12 protein-coding genes and 5 pseudogenes are annotated in these 16,052 nt (G+C 57.1%); 6 read left to right on the top strand and 11 right to left on the bottom strand.

Features of this window, described 5'->3' with window-relative positions; all coding sequences use genetic code 11:
* Window positions 1-25: 25 nt before the first annotated feature.
* Window positions 26-1,051, bottom strand: a pseudogene (locus tag IHQ72_RS33920) (IS481 family transposase).
* 131 nt (window positions 1,052-1,182) lie between these two features.
* Here IHQ72_RS33920 and IHQ72_RS33915 point away from each other — a divergent pair.
* The 3 genes from IHQ72_RS33915 (at window position 1,183) to IHQ72_RS33905 (ending at window position 2,780) form a co-directional block, all read left to right on the top strand.
* The gene (locus tag IHQ72_RS33915) at window positions 1,183-1,794 is read left to right on the top strand and encodes a tyrosine-type recombinase/integrase (RefSeq protein WP_374120303.1); all 612 of its coding nucleotides are present in this window, start codon (window positions 1,183-1,185) and stop codon (window positions 1,792-1,794) included.
* A complete protein-coding gene (locus tag IHQ72_RS33910) occupies window positions 1,784-2,008 on the top strand; it encodes a site-specific integrase (RefSeq protein ID WP_258120147.1) in 225 nt (74 codons plus the stop codon). Before IHQ72_RS33915 ends, IHQ72_RS33910 begins: the two co-directional genes overlap by 11 nt.
* 70 nt (window positions 2,009-2,078) lie before the next feature.
* Window positions 2,079-2,780: a tyrosine-type recombinase/integrase gene (locus tag IHQ72_RS33905; protein ID WP_258120145.1), complete on the top strand. Its 702-nt coding sequence runs from the start codon at window positions 2,079-2,081 to the stop codon at window positions 2,778-2,780.
* 317 nt (window positions 2,781-3,097) lie between these two features.
* On the opposite strand, the gene IHQ72_RS33900 is transcribed toward IHQ72_RS33905, so the two are convergent.
* From IHQ72_RS33900 to proX, 6 genes and pseudogenes are all read right to left on the bottom strand, one after another.
* Window positions 3,098-4,099, bottom strand: a complete 1,002-nt coding sequence (locus IHQ72_RS33900) for an IS3 family transposase (protein WP_258120144.1) — start codon at window positions 4,097-4,099, stop codon at window positions 3,098-3,100.
* Window positions 4,096-4,542: a transposase gene (locus IHQ72_RS33895; protein WP_258120142.1), complete on the bottom strand. Its 447-nt coding sequence runs from the start codon at window positions 4,540-4,542 to the stop codon at window positions 4,096-4,098. The genes IHQ72_RS33900 and IHQ72_RS33895 overlap by 4 nt, the downstream gene beginning before the upstream one ends.
* A gap of 120 nt (window positions 4,543-4,662) precedes the next feature.
* Window positions 4,663-5,093: pseudogene (locus IHQ72_RS33890) on the bottom strand (transposase); the annotation flags it as partial.
* A 46-nt stretch (window positions 5,094-5,139) separates the two neighbouring features.
* Window positions 5,140-5,499, bottom strand: a complete 360-nt coding sequence (locus IHQ72_RS33885; protein ID WP_258120140.1) for a SemiSWEET family sugar transporter — start codon at window positions 5,497-5,499, stop codon at window positions 5,140-5,142.
* A 696-nt stretch (window positions 5,500-6,195) separates the two neighbouring features.
* Window positions 6,196-7,500 (bottom strand): amidohydrolase family protein, encoded by a 1,305-nt coding sequence (locus IHQ72_RS33880; RefSeq protein ID WP_258120138.1) that lies wholly within the window; start codon window positions 7,498-7,500, stop codon window positions 6,196-6,198.
* A gap of 315 nt (window positions 7,501-7,815) precedes the next feature.
* A complete protein-coding gene (gene proX, locus IHQ72_RS33875; protein ID WP_258120136.1) occupies window positions 7,816-8,787 on the bottom strand; it encodes a glycine betaine/L-proline ABC transporter substrate-binding protein ProX in 972 nt (323 codons plus the stop codon).
* An 867-nt stretch (window positions 8,788-9,654) separates the two neighbouring features.
* On the opposite strand from proX, the pseudogene IHQ72_RS33870 reads away from it, so the two are divergent.
* Window positions 9,655-10,253, top strand: a pseudogene (locus tag IHQ72_RS33870) (aldehyde dehydrogenase family protein).
* A gap of 180 nt (window positions 10,254-10,433) precedes the next feature.
* Window positions 10,434-11,774, top strand: a pseudogene (locus IHQ72_RS37305) (IS3 family transposase).
* A gap of 33 nt (window positions 11,775-11,807) precedes the next feature.
* Here IHQ72_RS37305 and IHQ72_RS33850 read toward each other — a convergent pair.
* From IHQ72_RS33850 to IHQ72_RS33835, 4 genes and pseudogenes are all read right to left on the bottom strand, one after another.
* Window positions 11,808-11,997: pseudogene (locus IHQ72_RS33850) on the bottom strand (IS5/IS1182 family transposase); the annotation flags it as partial.
* A gap of 221 nt (window positions 11,998-12,218) precedes the next feature.
* On the bottom strand, window positions 12,219-13,019 hold the full coding sequence (locus IHQ72_RS33845; protein ID WP_258120135.1) for an NAD(P)H-binding protein: 801 nt from the start codon (window positions 13,017-13,019) through the stop codon (window positions 12,219-12,221).
* A 540-nt stretch (window positions 13,020-13,559) separates the two neighbouring features.
* Window positions 13,560-13,742 carry a tautomerase family protein gene (locus IHQ72_RS33840; RefSeq protein WP_258120134.1) on the bottom strand — a complete coding sequence of 61 codons (183 nt, stop codon included), beginning with the start codon at window positions 13,740-13,742 and terminating at the stop codon, window positions 13,560-13,562.
* A 71-nt stretch (window positions 13,743-13,813) separates the two neighbouring features.
* Window positions 13,814-14,917 carry a mandelate racemase/muconate lactonizing enzyme family protein gene (locus IHQ72_RS33835; RefSeq protein WP_258120133.1) on the bottom strand — a complete coding sequence of 368 codons (1,104 nt, stop codon included), beginning with the start codon at window positions 14,915-14,917 and terminating at the stop codon, window positions 13,814-13,816.
* A gap of 345 nt (window positions 14,918-15,262) precedes the next feature.
* Here IHQ72_RS33835 and IHQ72_RS33830 point away from each other — a divergent pair, with 345 nt between their 5' ends.
* A complete protein-coding gene (locus IHQ72_RS33830; RefSeq protein WP_258120132.1) occupies window positions 15,263-16,024 on the top strand; it encodes an SDR family NAD(P)-dependent oxidoreductase in 762 nt (253 codons plus the stop codon).
* The last annotated feature ends 28 nt before the right edge of the window (window positions 16,025-16,052 follow it).

Here is a 16,052-nt window from a genome sequence, read left to right as displayed (position 1 = left end):
GGTCGGTTTTGCCTGTCCGATAGGATCAGGCAGCGATCATTTTCTCCTTCGCCAGCGGGGCCGTGTCAAGGAAGGTCTGCATCGGCGTCTTGCCGAAGCACCAGCGGCCCTGATGTGGGCGCTGCTCATTGTAACTTCTGACCCATTCATCCAGATCGGCCTGCAGCTCCTCGATCGAGCCGTAGATCTTCTTCCTGAAGGCGACCCGGTAGAACTCGTCCAGCACCGTCTTGTGGAAGCGTTCAACGATGCCATTGGTCTGCGGGTTCTTGGTCTTGGTGCGGGAATGATCCACGTCCTCAACCGCCAGATAGAGCTCGTACTCGTGGTGTTCGGGATTGCCGCAATATTCGGTGCCGCGGTCGGTCAGCACCCGGCTTAGCTTCACCTCGTGGGCGTCGAAGAACGGCACCACGCGGAGTTGAGGAGATCGGCGGCGGTGATCGGCGTCTTGCGGTCATAGAGCTTGGCGAAGGCGACCTTCGAATAGGTGTCGAGGAAGGTCTGCTGGTAGATGCGTCCGACCCCCTTCATGTTGCCGACATAGAAGGTGTCCTGGCCGCCGCAATAGCCCGGGCATTCACTCTCGAACTCACCATGCGCCTCCTTGTCCAGCTTGGCCTTTTCCAGCGCCGCCAATTGGCTCTCGGTGAGCACGATACCGTCCTGGGCGACCTTGGCCTCCAGCGTCTTCAGCCGCTTCTTCATCGTCTCCAGATCGTGACGCTGCCACACCCCGCGGACGCCCGACGGCGAGACCGAGTGGCCGCGCTTGCGCATTTCGTTGGCGATGCGGGTCTGCCCATAGGCGGGATATTCCAGCGTCAGCTCGAGGATGATCGCCTCGACCTCGGGCGGCGGCCAACAGCGGCTTCCTGCGCGTCAGTTCCTGCAGCGCCAGTTCGCCGCCAGTCTCGTAAAGCTCCTTGAAGCGGTAGAAGCTGTCGCGCGAATAGCCCATCATCTTGCAGGCCTGGCTGACATTGCCGAGCTGTTTGGCCAGCTCCAGCAGCCCCACCTTGGCGCGGATGATCTTTTGGTCCTTGGTCATGTCAGTGTCATTTCCAACGCCGAGGCCGGGCGCTGCGAACCCTGACCACTCCGCGCCCGGCCTCGGCTCAAGCTTCAGCCTAAGACACCGTCTGTCAGATAAAGTTTAAACTTTTACAGCTACGTCGACTGGTGGACGCGACCTCGATCCTGAAGGTTGGGCACAGTCCTCAGGTGTCGGCAATTTATCGTACCCTTCTCCTGCTGCTTTACGGTAGCGGTATGCGCATCGGCGAGGCGCTTCGCTTGGTCCTGCACGACGTGGATCTGACCGAGCAGATCATCACTGTCCGCGACACGAAGTTCTTCAAAACGCGTCTTGTGCCGATCGGACCAAAGCTCAACTGCGAGCTGGCTGCGCATATCGAGCGCCGGCGCCTTCTCCCTTTGTTGCGCGGGCAAGAATCACCGTTGTTCACCACGCGCGATGGCCGGCGGTGGCACTACGTGCGGGTCATTTCCTGGTTCCAGCATGTCCGCCGAGCCGCCGGAATCAGTTGCCCTATCGGCGAGCTTCGGCCGCCACGACTGCACGATATTAGGCACACGGCCGCCGTGCACCGGGTGATTGCCTGGTATCGCTCCGGTCAAGACGTGCAACGGTTGCTCCCGCCACTCGCAACCTACCTTGGCCACATCGATATACGATCAACGCAGCGCTATCTGCACATGACGCCGGATCTCCTCGATGCAGCCAGCCAGCGCTTTGCGCAATACGCAATGGGGGCCAACCATGAAGGATGAGAGCCTCCTTGGTCCGTGGATCCGTCGTTTCCTGTTGGAGCACCTGGTTGCCGAACGCAATCTTTCCCGCAACACCCAAGCCAGCTACCGCGACACGCTTACACTGCTGCTGCCGTTTGCAAGCAAGCAGGGAGGTCGTGCTATCGATCGTATGACGGTGGAAGAGCTGACGCCGGCAATCGTCCGCAAATTCCTGCGACCATCTGCAACGTGATCGCCGATGCAGCGAAGCAACCCGTAACCAACGGCTTGCGACCATTCATTCACTGGCACGCTTCATCGGCATGCGCTCGCCGGTCAACCTGGCCTGGTGTTCCGAGATAAGGGCGATACCATTCAAGAAGACGGCAAAGGCCGCGATCGGCTATCTCGAAAAGGCTGAGATGGATGCGCTCCTGGGCCAACCCGACAGGCGTGTGAGTCTTGGAGTGCGCGACCATGCCCTGCTGCTATTCCTCTACAACACTGGTGCGCGCGCCGATGAGGCAGCAAAGTTGACGGTCGGCAATCTTCAGCTGGGCGCGTCTCCGTCAGTGCGCCTTCATGGTAAGGGAAACAAGATCCGGATCTGCCCGTTGTGGCCAGCGACGGCGATATCGCTGGCTCGCCTCGTGACCGATCGGGATAGGAACGATGCAGTCTTTCTGGGGCGGATGAAGGAACCGTTGACACGGTTCGGAATACACCGCGTCGTGACGCAATATGCCGCCATGGCGAGCAAAACCGTGCCGACCCTGGCCACGAAGCGCGTCAGCCCCCATACGATTCGGCACACGACAGCCGTCCACCTCCTGCGTGCCGGCGTCGATATCAACACGATCCGCGCATGGCTCGGCCATGTGTCGTTGGACACCACGCACATCTACGCCGAGGTTGATCTGGAAATGAAGGCCAAGGCGTTGGCCAAGGTTGATATCAGCGGCTTGAAAGAGCCCCCACGGCAGCGATCTCTGCCGTCATTAATGGCATTCCTGAAAGCCCTGTAGAACTACCATCGCCGTTCTTCTTATGTGGCGGCTTGGGCCAAGGAAATCACCGAGACCTTGGCTCATCCCCCGGAGACGCAACATAAATTTGGCCGCAACATAACGACTGTAACCATAACCATCGGGATGGACGCTGCGATATTCCTCCCACAGGATCAGCAGCGTCACGCCGGGCTTCTTCAGGTCGATGGAAAGTTAGCCCAGCTTGGCTCGTGACATCGCGGCTGTTCCTGCATGACGCCGGGCGGGTGAAAAGCCGATGCTCCAGAGCATCGTCTGTCAGTTTTCCTGGCAATGGCCAGTACAACCCAGCGGCCTTAGCTCGATCCAGGTTGTCTTGCACCGTACTTCGGGCGATCCCGAGCACCGCCGCAATCTCGCGAACGCTTGTCCCGCCGGCAGAGAGCCTTTGACGGCATGAAGTTCCCCTCGTGGATATAGAGGAGCTTCATGCCAAGTGCGGCATTTTCCGACGGTGTCGACAAGGTCTTTTCGTATTCCTCCGGGGTGAGATAGTTGAGTGCTGAATGCAGCCTTTGCCGATTGTAAACATCTTCAATGAAGCTCGCGATACGCCGCCGCGCATCTGGTGCATCGCGATAGGCCAATCCTGCGACTTCTTCCTGCTTCAAGGTTTTCATGAAGCTTTCCGCGCGTGCGTTATCATAAGGGTTCCCCACCCGGCTCATGCTCGGCTGGATCCCATGCCCATGGAGGATATCCGAATAGGTGGTGCAAGCGTATTGAACGCCTCTGTCGGAATGATGGATCAAACTGCCGGGAACCGGAACACGTGCGGAGATCGCCATTTTTAGGGCATCGACAGCAAGGCTGGCCCGCAAGTGGAGTTCGAGCGCCCATCCGATGACCTTGCGACTGAATGCATCGAGCACAACCGCCAGATAGGCGAACTGCTCGGCAAGGTGCAAATACGTGATGTCGGCGACCCAAAGCTGGTTGACGCCTGTCAGTTCCATGCCTCGGGCAAGGTTCGGCACCCCCCGCCAGCTGTGCCGGGAATCTGTAGTGCGCGGCACGAATGGCCGAGTGCGCAAGCATAAGAGATTATCCTCCCCCATTACCCGCAACACACGTTTGTGGTTTACCTGCCAACCCTCGCGGCCAAGAAGGGCGCCGATCCGGCGATAGCCATAGTGCCGGTTGGCCAAGGCCAGCCTTTGAATGACATCTCGCAGACCAGTTTCTTCCTGCCGCGGCGCCGACTGCCGCCAGTGCCGGTAGTATCCAGCCCTGCTGACGCCGGCGAGACGGCACATCTGTTCAATTCCTGGAGAGCCTTGCGGCACATGGGCTGTCATTTTTTGAATGACCTCGAAGACGCTGCACCGCCAGGTGCGTCTTTCTGCTGTTGATTGCCCCTGACATGCCGCAAGGCTTCTTGAAAAAAATCAAGTTCAACCTGTTGCTGCCCAATCTTGCGTTCAAGTTCGACAATGCGGCGGCGGGCTTTCGCCAATGCATCGGCACGACGCTGTTCAGCCGACAGTGCAAAACCTGCCGCCAAGGCTTGCCGATCTGGCGGTGCCTCGGGAGGCCGCTTCTTTGGGCGCCCCGGGCGGCTCGGCATTAGATTGCCACACGTCCGCAGCTGCTCACGCAAGGCATATAAGCGTTGGCGGTGAATACCCAGTTCATCAGCTAATCGGCTGACGTTCTCCCCGTTTTGCATCCGCAAGAGCATGGAGAGCTTCTCTTGTTCGCTAAATCTCGGCTTTCTTCCAACCATTTCCAGTTCCTGCAATCCAGAAACTGTCCCCTATTTATTTGTCTCAGTCGAGGGGTGCACTCCACCACTGTCCGGATTTTGATCGGAATCTCGTCCGAATAATTCCTGGAATCCGCACTCGGTCCGCGGCCGGGCCTCAAGTTCGGTGACGAGAAGACGGCCTTCCTGCCGGCGTCGGTGCAGCCGTTCGTCGGCGGCTTCCGGCAGGGATTGATCAGCCACCAAGCGCTCCAATAACGGTTCGATTCTGCAGATGCCTTTGGCCGCGATGATGCCGAACTCCATCGCAAAGCCGCGAATGGCGTTGGCCAGTTGCGTACGATTGTGAAGTAATCTGCCTGACCCCAATTAATATCAAGGCGGCCTGCTGATCAGCTGTCTTTACCGAAACGAAGCGCATGGTCGGGCGGCGCTTCCCCTCACACAGCGCTTCGGCATCGGCAGCATCGTTCTTGCCGCGTTTGACGGTATGGCTTGGCCAGTTGCGGCGCAATCAGCTTCACGTCCTGGTCAAACGAGCCCAACGGTCGGGCCCAGTGATGCGAGCCACCGCATGCATCAGGGGCGTTAAATTGCATGCGACGCCACTCACGTTGAAGGTTGCGATGCGCGTCATTTCGACCGTTTTATCTCTGAATTGGCCAGACGAGCTCGCCCGCCCGACTGCTCGGTGCTTGAGGAGGCGGGGTCGAGAGCGTCCGCAACGGCATCCTTCTTCGCGCGAGGAAGGAGCGTCATGACGAGAATGAAGGTCGAAAGCATCAGGCACACGCCGTTGGTGATGATAAGGGGCCATTCGTTTTTCAGAATTCCGAAGGTCAGCCAGAACGCAAGTCCCAGCACGTAGATGGCGTACATCGGCGCTGAAATGCTGCTCGTGTCCCGGGTTTTGATGATCTTCCAGACTTGCGGGGTAAAGCTGGTCATCGAGCATAGAGCTGCGAGGTAACCAATAACCGTGACCCAATCCATGTGCGAGATTGCCTGCTCCGTTTAACCCTTTCGGGTGGTTGTCGCCGGCAAGAGCGGCTCAGCTAGTCGGCGGCCGTTAAGTCACCCACGGCCACGCGCGCGAGATCTGAAACGCACAACGCCGCTGCGGCATTCCACCCAAGTCGGCGTGGCCTCGTTCCCCTCCGCGGGCGCAAGGGATCCAGAACGACCTTCACAGCAATAAGCCGCGTCCTGGGCGAGCTTGAAGACGAACTCAATTGCTCAACCGCAACAAAATATTAAAATATTCCCTATCCATGACGGTACCAATCTCCAATCATACTCATCGTATTGGCTGAGTTGGCATACAGTGAGTCATCATCACAGCGAGAAGCTCCTTCATTGCCGCCTAGCGACGGGGAGTTGAAAAGGGCCCTGCGCGTTTACATCGCCGCGCTATTCAGTGCCAACGACTAGGTCTGCGCGTTGGCAATGAGCCTCGCGGGCGGTTACAAGGCTCTTGATTGTTCGGAGCACGCATAGGCGCTGTTGGGGAAAAACATAGCGCTTACTGCGTGACCTGCTGTCTGGCGCAAGCGTCAAAATCATGCTCCGCGATTAAAATGTTGCAGTTTGGAGCTCGTGGCCTCCCACTCGATTTCCTCCAACTACCTGAATCCGGTTGCAAAGCCGAACCGTCACGGCTTCGAACAAGCCCAGCGTGCTGGCGCAAAGTCAAATCGATTTCTCCTTGGAGAACAGTTCCTCGGCGTTCAACTGCATGAGGCGGGTAATCAGCTCGGGCACCGCACCTCGGTCAATCCACCTACCATCAATTAACGCCGATACGGACTCTGCGATACCGCTGCGAGCGATCACACTATGGCCGACGACGTTCTCTGCAACGATGAAATCGCCGCCGAACGTGAGAATCTTGTTAGCAGGGACCGATACGAGGAATTCGGTAAGGAAACGAACGCATGCGACCGGGTTGATGATCCACACCCAACACAGGTCAACATAGGCATTGCTGTATTGCTTACAAAGGGCAAGATACTCATCCTGATACGGATAGCCAATGTGCATGAGTACAAATCGAATGTTGGGATAGGCCTCCAGCAATCGGCAGACGTCCACGGCGTTCTCCCGCACTCGACTTAGAGGCATCGAATCGTTGGTGGCTAAGTATCCTGTGTGGAGTTTCACAGGTAGCCGATATTCCAGTGCCTTTCCTAGGCAATAGTGAAAAAGGTAATCTTCGAGCGCGTGGGTGCCGTCTGAGCCTAAGAATGACCGCGCTGCGACAAGTGTAGTAAAGCTTTGCTCCGCGACATGTCGTTCGACGTGCCCGAAGTTCAAAGCTCTGTAATAGGCTCCTACGTACTTTACCGCGACCGCCTTGGTTCCAAACTTCTCGAAATACCGATCAATCGCGGCCAGCCAGTCATCGAATGAACTAACCTGAACGCCAAGTTCTGATTCAACGTTCCTGATGTCCGTAAGGTTGCAACGGCTCAGCTCCATGATGCTGAGGTCCTGCCTGAGTAGCAGTGGCTGAGCGGTCTCCATGAATATCCGCTCCAATGAGTTCACGTGGCATTCCGAGATGCGACAGACGTGCTTGAGAATGTGTTCGTAGAAGCCAGGTTTCTTTACTTCATGATATTGGCTGGCGAGCTGCTCAATGTTTTCGATGGCGAAGGAGTTTATGCCGTAGAGTTCCTTGATCGTGACGGAGAACGTCTGCCCATATCCAGTATGCTGGACGCGCTCCCAATAGGGCGAAACTATCTTGAACTTATCAATCGCCGAAAGCTCCGGATTAAAAAATTGCTTCTCCTCCGCGCCACTCATCCCTGCACAATGGAGATCGTGCTGCAGGTAGTCTCTGAATAGCAAAGCCCAATCATCGCAGGGGAGAAGCCAGTCGTTGAGCGGAGAAATGCGGCGCGACTCCTCGACCAGATGCTCGTGCGTATCAACGAGGATGGTCTCCGCTACTTTGTCCTGAATCCAAGTTAAGGTCTCGGTGCGACTCACTATACATCCTTCCCGGTTTCGAACTGTTGCCCACATTCAGACTTCCAGGACCTCATGCGAGTTCCTCGACGACCGTTATTACTCCTCGCGTTCCTGACCAAACTTCTGCACAAATACGGTCGGCTGAAGCGGGCCTTGTCTTTTTCACCGCACACGCCGGCATATGATGGTCGTTTCCGATGATCAACGGTGCGTGGGCGAAGGTGACTATGCTCCAAGCTCGAACGCTCTCGGGGAAATAGGCGGAATACCCCGCCGGGGTTCCCGGGCATTCCGAAGTTGCGGCGCCGCCCGTAGGCGCCACCGCGAGCGTTGCTACTTGGTTGCTTTGGCTTCTGCAATCCACTTGTCCCATTCGGATTTGTGTGCGGCGATCCAGTCTGTCGTGCGCTTCAAAACCTGCTCGTTTGATTTCTCCCCCTTAAATATGAACTGGTTTTCCGCGTTAATGTCTTCAGTCGGAATCTGCACGAGCTCAAAGAACTTCTTTGCTGAGGGATTGGCTTTCAGGAATGCGGTGTTTGCGATTATCATCACGTCATTGACCGGGAAGCCAAGGTTTCCGAGGCCGGGCACAGTTGTGCTGCCTGTCTGGCCATCGGGGAGCGAAGTTTCCTTAACGTTCAGCCAAACCACGTCTTTGCCTGGTCGAAGTACCGACGAAAGCCAAAAAGGAGTCCAACTGTAATACAATACAGGCTTACCTTCTTTGAAGCGCTCGATTGCATCTGGGATAATAGCATTATAACCACCTTGCAGGTGTTCGACGGTGTCCCGGAGACCATAGGCGTCGAGCTGATGTTCGATGACGCGCTCACAGCCCCAACCGGGGTCGCAGCCGTAAAGGTCGGCTTTTTCATCGCCATCGATGTCGAACAGCTTAGCTTTCTCGGGGTCCTTCAAGTCTTCGAGGTACTTGATCCCGGTCGCGTCGGCGGTCTTCTTGTCAATCAAGTAGCCCTGAACGGCATTGCTCCACAGCTTGCCGATGGGCATCAGTTTGGCAGCTCCGCCAGCCTTCTCCCAAAACGCTTTGTGAAGAGGCTCCCAGTGCTCAGCGTTGAAATCAAGGTCGCCGTTACCAATCGTGACGTGATACAGCTCGATTTGGAGTTGTGCTGGCTCGGCAACATCATAACCGAGATCCTTTAGGCCCTGCATAACTACATAGGTCTGAAACAGGGTATCGGGGGTCCCGTTCCAGGCAGGTCTTACTCGCTCAGCCGCGTGCGTGCTGCTGGATATGCCCAGTAGGAGGGAGGCGAGAATAGCAGCCTTGATCTTCATAGTTCAGTTCCCACTTTTTTTAAGTTGCGTTCGACCTTTTGCGGACCATCTGTTTTTGTGCGCGCTGCGATCGCCTTCTACTCGGGAGTTTGAACGGCCAATTTAGCTTTCAACGCATATGACCATGACTGCTTCGAGGGTTGCGCCATACGCGACCCGACCACGGAAAGATGTTTGACTTGCGGGTATTCATCGCACATTCCAACTCCGTGTCTAACGCAGCTGTAAGCTTGCTCCTGCCAGGCTGAAGCTTGCAGGAGCAGCCGTCGCATAGATATATATATATATATATCATCTGAGTTCTGCTTACGCGGAATTAGACTCTCCCTCTGATTTAGTCCCGGAACGCTAGGGGAGGGGGGGCTTCAAAACAACTGTATAAAAAGTCATGTACCGCAGGACTAAATGTTATCAGGCGGATGGCAGGCCTGGATGGCCTGCTGATCTCACGCTGTGTGCAACTGGTGCCGCCCTAGTGTCCGCAGCCGACGCTGGCGGGACCGGATTGCAATCTGCGACCTGTGTGATCAGCCAATTGCGGAAGATCTGGACGTCGTCTCGCTCAATTGCGGTATCCGGAATGACCGAATGATGTCGTTTAGAGGCCTTATTAAGGTGCCTTCATTGAGGTGATCCCTTACCAAATGACGGCAGCCCGGCCCGATGCCGTAGCCCCTGATAACTGACGGCATGTGCATTGAATAAGACACTATCCCGGCGCCGCAGACCGACAGCGCATTTTGGCCATAAAGCTGCCGATCGGCGTCGTGGCCGCCATCACCCCTGGAACTTTCCCAATTTCATGATCACACGTACGGCGCTGGCGTGCTGAAGCCGGCCATGCAGACCCCTTCCCGGCCCTAGCACTTGCCGTCCTGGCCGAGCGTCCCGGCGCCCGAAGGGCCTCTTCATTGCGCTGACCGGTCCGTCCTCCGAAATCGGCGGCGAGCTGACTGCCAATCCATTGGTGCGCATCTCACCCCCGGTTCTACTGAGGTCGGCGTCAAATTGTGCAAGCCGCGCGCCAAGACGATAAAGAAGCTCGGTCTCGAGCTCGGCGGCAACGCCCCCTTCATCGTTTTCGAAGACCCCGATCCAACGCCGCCATTGAGGGCTGCGTTGCGGCGAAATTTCGCACCAACGGTCAGACCTGCGTATGCGCCAACCGAATATACGTCCACGATGCCGTCTTCGACGCCTTCGCAGCGAAGCTGTCCGAGGCGGTTAGCAAGCTCAAGGTCGGCGACGGCTTCGAGGAGAGCGTCATCCTCGGTCCCCTCATTGACCAAGCCGCCCTCGACAAGGTACAGGAGCATGTTGACGACACCGTCGCCAAGGGCGCGCGCATCGCTGTTGGCGGAAACCGGCGCAGGCTCGGGGGAACCTTCTATCAGCCGACGATCCTCACCGACGTCACCCGCGACATGATAGTCACCAACGAGGAAACCTTTGGGCCGCTAGACTAGCTTCCCTATTCAGCTTCACCACAGAAGCCGAAGTTGACGCCCAAGCCAACGACACCGAGTTTAGACTTGCGTCCTACTTCTACTCCCGCGGCATGGCGCGCGTCTTCCGCGTAGCGGAATGGCCTGCTGCCGGTTTCGTGGACACCGAGATAAGGTGTTTGACGGAACTGGAGAGTAGGAATGCAAAGAAGGAAGTTCAGCCGCGAGTTCAAGCTTGAGGCGGTGAGATTGGTCAAGGATCGGGGCGTTGCGGTGGCTCAGGCTGCTCGCGATCTCGATGTCCACGAGAATGTGCTGCGTAAATGGGTGCGCGAGCTATCGGCCGATCCGCAGCATGCGTTTCCCGGTCATGGGCAGATGAAGCCTGAGCAGCTCGAGATCGATCGGCTGCGCAAGGAAGTCGCGAAGCTGAAGGCGGAGCGCGACATTCTAAAAAAGGCCGCAGCCTACTTCGCGTGGGAAGTGACATGAGGTTCGCTTTCATCGCGAGGCACCGGAACATCTGGCCGGTGGCATGGCTGTGCGAGGCTCTGGATGTGTCGCGCTCAGGCTTCCATGCCTGGCTCAATCGCAGTCCCAGCGCTCGTTCCCGGCACGACGAGATCCTCGTGTGCGGATTCCGACGTGAAGCCGGCCGCCATTCCGATCAAAGACCGGCCACCGTTCCGATTTGAGCCGGCCACCATTCCAATCAAAAGCCGGCCCGTTTTCGGCACTGAACATTACCTCCTGGGTCAGCAACTTTGGCATCAATCACCTCGCGATGAACGGGGACATTTTGATGCCGGCAAAGAGAAGGCTGACCATGAGACAATTGAGACAAAATGCTGCGGCTTGCCGGAAGCGGGACGAGCTCCCGCGAGATTGCGGTCGTATTGGGGATAGCGCGCAGTACGGTGCAGGATAATTTGCAGCGTGCAGCCGCGGTTGGATTGAGCTGGCCCTTGCCGGGCGAGCTGACCGACGATGCGCTTGAGCACAAGCTCTTCAGTCGCAACGGCGTCAAACAACCTCCTTGACCGCGCCTTCGAGGCATCGGCGCCAAACCAGAAATGGATCGCCGACTTCACCTATATCTGGACCGCCGAAGGATGGCTCTACGTTGCGGCCGTCGTCGACCTTGTTCTCCAGGCGCGTCGTCGGTTGGGCGATGAAGGCGGAGATGACGGCGCAGCTCGTCACCGACGCCCTGATCATGGCGATCTGGCGCAGAGGCAGGCCGGACAGTCTGCTGCACCACAGCGATCAAGGGAGCCAATATACGAGCGAGCAGTTCCAGCGGCTGATGACCGATCACGGCATCACCTGCTCGATGAGCCGGTCGGGCAACGTCTGGACAATGCTGCGATGGAGAGCGTCTTCTCGTCACTCAAGACGGCCCGCAAGGTCTATAGGACGAGGGATGACGCCAGGGCGGACGTGTTCGACTACATCGAGCGCTTCTACAACCCTCGGCGACGGCACTCGACACTGGGCTATCTGAGCCCTGTCGAGTTCGAGGAGAAAGCTATGCTAGAATAGCTTAACAGCATGTCCGAAAAACCGGCAGCAGGCCAAGGCGTCGAGCATGAGCCTAGCGCCGTTGTGGTCGCTCATCTGCCTCTCGCTTAGAGGATGAGCGGTCGCCCTTCACCATCGCAGACGGCGTGCAACTGGGAGTTCAGCCCGCCTCTGGTGCGCCCGATACGGCGGGGAGCATCCCCTTTTTAAGAAGGCTCGCCGCCGTGCGGTGGGCCTTCAGGTGGGGGCATCGTCATGATGCGCTTTGGCTCCGGTAAGGGCCGCGAAGATGCGGTCGAACACCCCCTTGACTATCCGGTAGTAGTATGCCCCGGTCGCACTCGATTAACTTTTTGAGAGTGGGACGCGACCTCATTTAATGTTCGCCTGTTAGGCAAGACCGCCTCTTTTTTATGAGCCGAGCCAAGAAAGACGACTATCGAACTTTTCCTGGTGCACCAGGAGCTATTGTGCCGATTGTCGAGCGACGGCGCAGGCAATCTCTAGCGCGTCTAGCGGCATAGGCACCAACTCCGTCAGATCTGTTGTATGTGTTTCCAGGAACCCGGCCGCCGCCGCGGACGAAATGGACATCAGCATCGGCGGCTGGAAGGCGAACAGTGGCAGGGCAGAAAGCCGCGCGCGCTCCTCCTCAAAGCTGCTAGGCTCATAGGTGACAGTCATCCTCTGTGCGAGGTCCGGGACCGAAAATGCGGTAGTTCCCGAAAGCTCGTAGCAGCGGCCGGCATGAGCAGCGGGATCGCCCAGTACAGCAAGCGCCGCTTGGGCCAGATCCGCTCGTGCGACGGCCGAAATCCCACCCTCACCAAAAGGCGTGGCAATCAGCCCGCCTCGCGGCGCGGCGAGAGCGCCGATCAGTTCTGCATAGAGACCGTTGCGAAGGATGGTCCAGGCCATGCCGCTTGCCCGAAGCTCGCGCTCGGTCCAGCGATGGGCCAGGGCAAAGCCGAGATGATCGCTAGCACGGGTGAGGCTCGTATAAACGACGTGCGCCACCCCCTGAGCGCGGGCAGCAGCCAGAACGGCACCATGCCGACGCATCACGCAATCGTCTTCGGCAGAGCCCGCCGAAGTCAGGAACATGGTCTCGACTCCGGTGAAGTCAAGCGTTTCAGGTCTGTCGAAGTCCATTTGCCGGTCAGCGCTGGCCGCTCTGCTGGCGGTGAGAACGGCAATGCTCTTCTGCCGCGCCCGTGTCACAATCTGCGATGCCAGCTGGCCCGAGGTTCCGGTGATGAGGATCATGGTCTTCCTTTCACGTATGTGTGGCACTTAACCTAAGGACGCCGTATGCCGACACGCACATGGATGTTTGCCCTGCCACCTTTCTGGCTCCCTGCAGGTCTTCTGAACATGAGAATTGCGGGTTGCGCTTGATCCTTGACCGTCTCGGCGAGCGGTGGACGGTCATGATGCTGGCTGAGTTGTCCGTCGTCGGTCCTCGCCGCTATCGTGAACTGGAACGGGCGCTTGAAGGGAACTCGCGCGAATGAAACGACCCCTTACGCTTCGGCGGCCCGCGTGACATATGTCCTGCGTCATGTACTCGATTTTCTCCAACATGCCGCGCGCCAGTCTCAAGAAGCAAAGGCCAATCTGTAAGCTATTGTCTGCGTTCTTCAGCTACAACAACGACAATGAGGGTTTCGGTCTTTTGAATTCAACATAATCCCTCGGCTCGCTGACAGCGGGCCGTCCTGCTCGGTACGCGCCGTGATCTTTTTCCATTCCGGCGCTTGAACAAAACTCTTGCCAACCAACACTCACAGATAACACTCGCAGACTTCACATCCTCGACCAAAGTTTGCCGCCGGTCGCCCAGTTGTTTGGCTCATACTCATCAAAGACAACATGGATCTGTTCTGATTTCAAGTTCATCTTATCACAAAACAGTTTTGTGATCTCAGCGACCAACTCCGATTTCTTGTCATCGTCTGATTTGAACGTTTCGATATGAATAACGGGCATAGCTTACTCCTTCGTTGAACTCTGCGGACTAGCTTGTTCGCAGTTGCGGACGCGCTCTAGGCGCACTTCAATCAAAACTCTGCAATGGGGGCGCCAAACATCGCCTCATCGATCTCCAAACCAAGGCCGGGACCCGTCGGAAGCGAGATGTGGCCGTCTGTCACGCGAATTGCGTTCTTTGGATCATAGTGACTTTCGTCAGAAATTTTATTGACCCAACTGCATCCCTCAAACAAATCTGGCCTCACCGTGGCCCCAAGGTGGGCGCAAGCCGCCCCTGTGATGTCGCCTCCCCAACTATCATCGCTAGTATGCGGCAGCGAGCGAGCTTCGCAGATGTCTCGGAAAGTCGCCATGGGCTTCAACCCACCAATCCGGGTAATCTTCATTCCAAAGCCATCGCATAAACCGCTGCCAATGGCCTGAATAACAGTGTTTAGATCAACACCGTTCTCATCTAGGTAAATTGGATGCTGCACTTTTGGGCGTATGGCGCCAATTTCTTCGATAGTATTGCAGGGCTGTTCAAATACGAATGGAAGACCACTGCACTGTTGGCTCAGGAGAATTGCGTCTCGCATGGTCAAGCTCCTGTTTCCATCGACTGCCCAACGTACTCCCTTTTTCAGGGCCTCACCAACCTTCCGAATCACCTCGATATCCTGCTCTACTGGACGCCCCCCGATCTTCGTTTGAATTCGAACATATCCCTCGGCCTGGGCCTCCTTTACAGACCGAACTACTTCGTCCCCGTCGCCAACCCCGATGAAAAAGTAAAATGGAACGCGCTCCGTCGTTGCGCCTCCCAGCAGGTCTGCCACCCGCATTCCCGTCCGCTTACCAATCAGATCGTGCGCCGCTATATCAAGCGCCGCCTTCGCATAAGAATGTCCGTTTAATAGTGAATTCATCTTGCGGTGCAGCAGCACCGGGCTAATAGGCGCACCGATCAGACTAGGGCCCATTTCCATGATTGCCGCGCGAGCTCCAAGAGCGTGGCTTGGAGCGTAAGTCGGACCAATTGGACAAGTTTCACCCCAGCCAATTAGGCCATTATTTGAAATGATCTGCACGATTGTAGAGTCGAGCTCTGAAAGCGTGGCCTGTCCAACAGTGACCTTTCCTTCTGGAATCGGGAGATTTTTTTGGAAAACTCGGATGCGCTTTATTTTCATGAAGCCTCTCCCCGGGCGTTGTCGCGATTGGCCTCCGGCGGACGCCTTTGCATCATCCCAGCAGCATAATCGGCTACGGCAGAAATGCTACGATTGTGAGCTATATGCAGAGGCGCACCGCACTTCAAATGAGTATTATTGGCTGGCCGGATAACCAGGAGTTATGACCATGTCCAAGGGTCGCATAAGGCGGCGCAATTTCCGTACCGATGTCCATCGCGCCATGACTTCAGCTTGTATGGCGCATGATTTTTTGGACGCTTGCGAACAGGCCTGATGCCGGCATAGATCACTAGCAGGCCGCCGGAATTACCCGCCAGGCCTCATCACCGGGCAATCGCTACTATGACGCATTCCAAGAAGGTGGTTATCGTGACTGGCGCGACGTCGGGGATAGGGGAGGTCGTCGCAGAGGCCTTCGCCGCGACGGGCGCGTCACTCGTATTGGTCGGCCGCGATCGAGAGCGGGGCCGACGAGCTTTAGAGTCGGTTCACAAACTCGATTGTCCGGCCGAATTGATGCTGGGCGATGTGGCTGACTCGGCCTTCGCCGACCACGTGATTAACTCCACCGTAGAGCGGTTCGGAAAAGTCAGCGTCTTGGTCAACAGCGCCGGTATCATCCGACGTGGAAGCGCGGTCGAAACCACGGATGATGATTGGCGGCAGACATTCGACGCCAATGTCGGCGGTGTTTTCTACTTTAGCCGCGCCGCAGTGAAGGCCATGAGGAAAACCGGCGGCGGAAGCATTGTCAACATAGCCTCGAATGTGGGGTTGGTTGGCTGTCCCGGGCTGGCTGCCTATTGTGCGTCGAAGGGCGCGGTCGTTTTGTTGACACGCGCCATGGCCCTCGATCACGCCAAAGAGCAAATCAGCATCAATGCCGTCTGCCCGGGTGCCGTTGATACACCCATGCTTGTGTCGGCCCACAGCAAGCCGGTTAGCGTCGATGAGGTCCTCCAGAGGAACATCGATTCAATACCCCAGGGTCGCGTGGCGACTCCGAAGGAAATTGCGAGCTTGACGCTGTTCCTCGCGAGCGAGGAAGCCAGGCACATCACAGGGGTTGCTGTTCCGATAGATGGCGGCTTCACGGCAGGATAGGAGGAATTCTTGGGTAATCGGTTATCAG

This window comes from Mesorhizobium onobrychidis, assembly GCF_024707545.1.
Classification (GTDB): Bacteria; Pseudomonadota; Alphaproteobacteria; order Rhizobiales; family Rhizobiaceae; genus Mesorhizobium; species Mesorhizobium onobrychidis.
This window is presented reverse-complemented; position numbering and strand designations above follow the sequence as displayed.

Coding starts and splice junctions, on each gene's coding strand:
- IHQ72_RS33910 (WP_258120147.1), top strand. CDS start 1,784: ATGAAGGATGAGAGCCTCCTTGGTCCGTGGATCCGTCGTTTCCTGTTG.
- IHQ72_RS33905 (WP_258120145.1), top strand. CDS start 2,079: ATGCGCTCGCCGGTCAACCTGGCCTGGTGTTCCGAGATAAGGGCGATA.
- IHQ72_RS33900 (WP_258120144.1), bottom strand. CDS start 4,099: ATGACAGCCCATGTGCCGCAAGGCTCTCCAGGAATTGAACAGATGTGC.
- IHQ72_RS33885 (WP_258120140.1), bottom strand. CDS start 5,499: ATGGATTGGGTCACGGTTATTGGTTACCTCGCAGCTCTATGCTCGATG.
- proX (WP_258120136.1), bottom strand. CDS start 8,787: ATGAAGATCAAGGCTGCTATTCTCGCCTCCCTCCTACTGGGCATATCC.
- IHQ72_RS33845 (WP_258120135.1), bottom strand. CDS start 13,019: ATGATCCTCATCACCGGAACCTCGGGCCAGCTGGCATCGCAGATTGTG.
- IHQ72_RS33840 (WP_258120134.1), bottom strand. CDS start 13,742: ATGCCCGTTATTCATATCGAAACGTTCAAATCAGACGATGACAAGAAA.
- IHQ72_RS33835 (WP_258120133.1), bottom strand. CDS start 14,917: ATGAAAATAAAGCGCATCCGAGTTTTCCAAAAAAATCTCCCGATTCCA.
- IHQ72_RS33830 (WP_258120132.1), top strand. CDS start 15,263: ATGACGCATTCCAAGAAGGTGGTTATCGTGACTGGCGCGACGTCGGGG.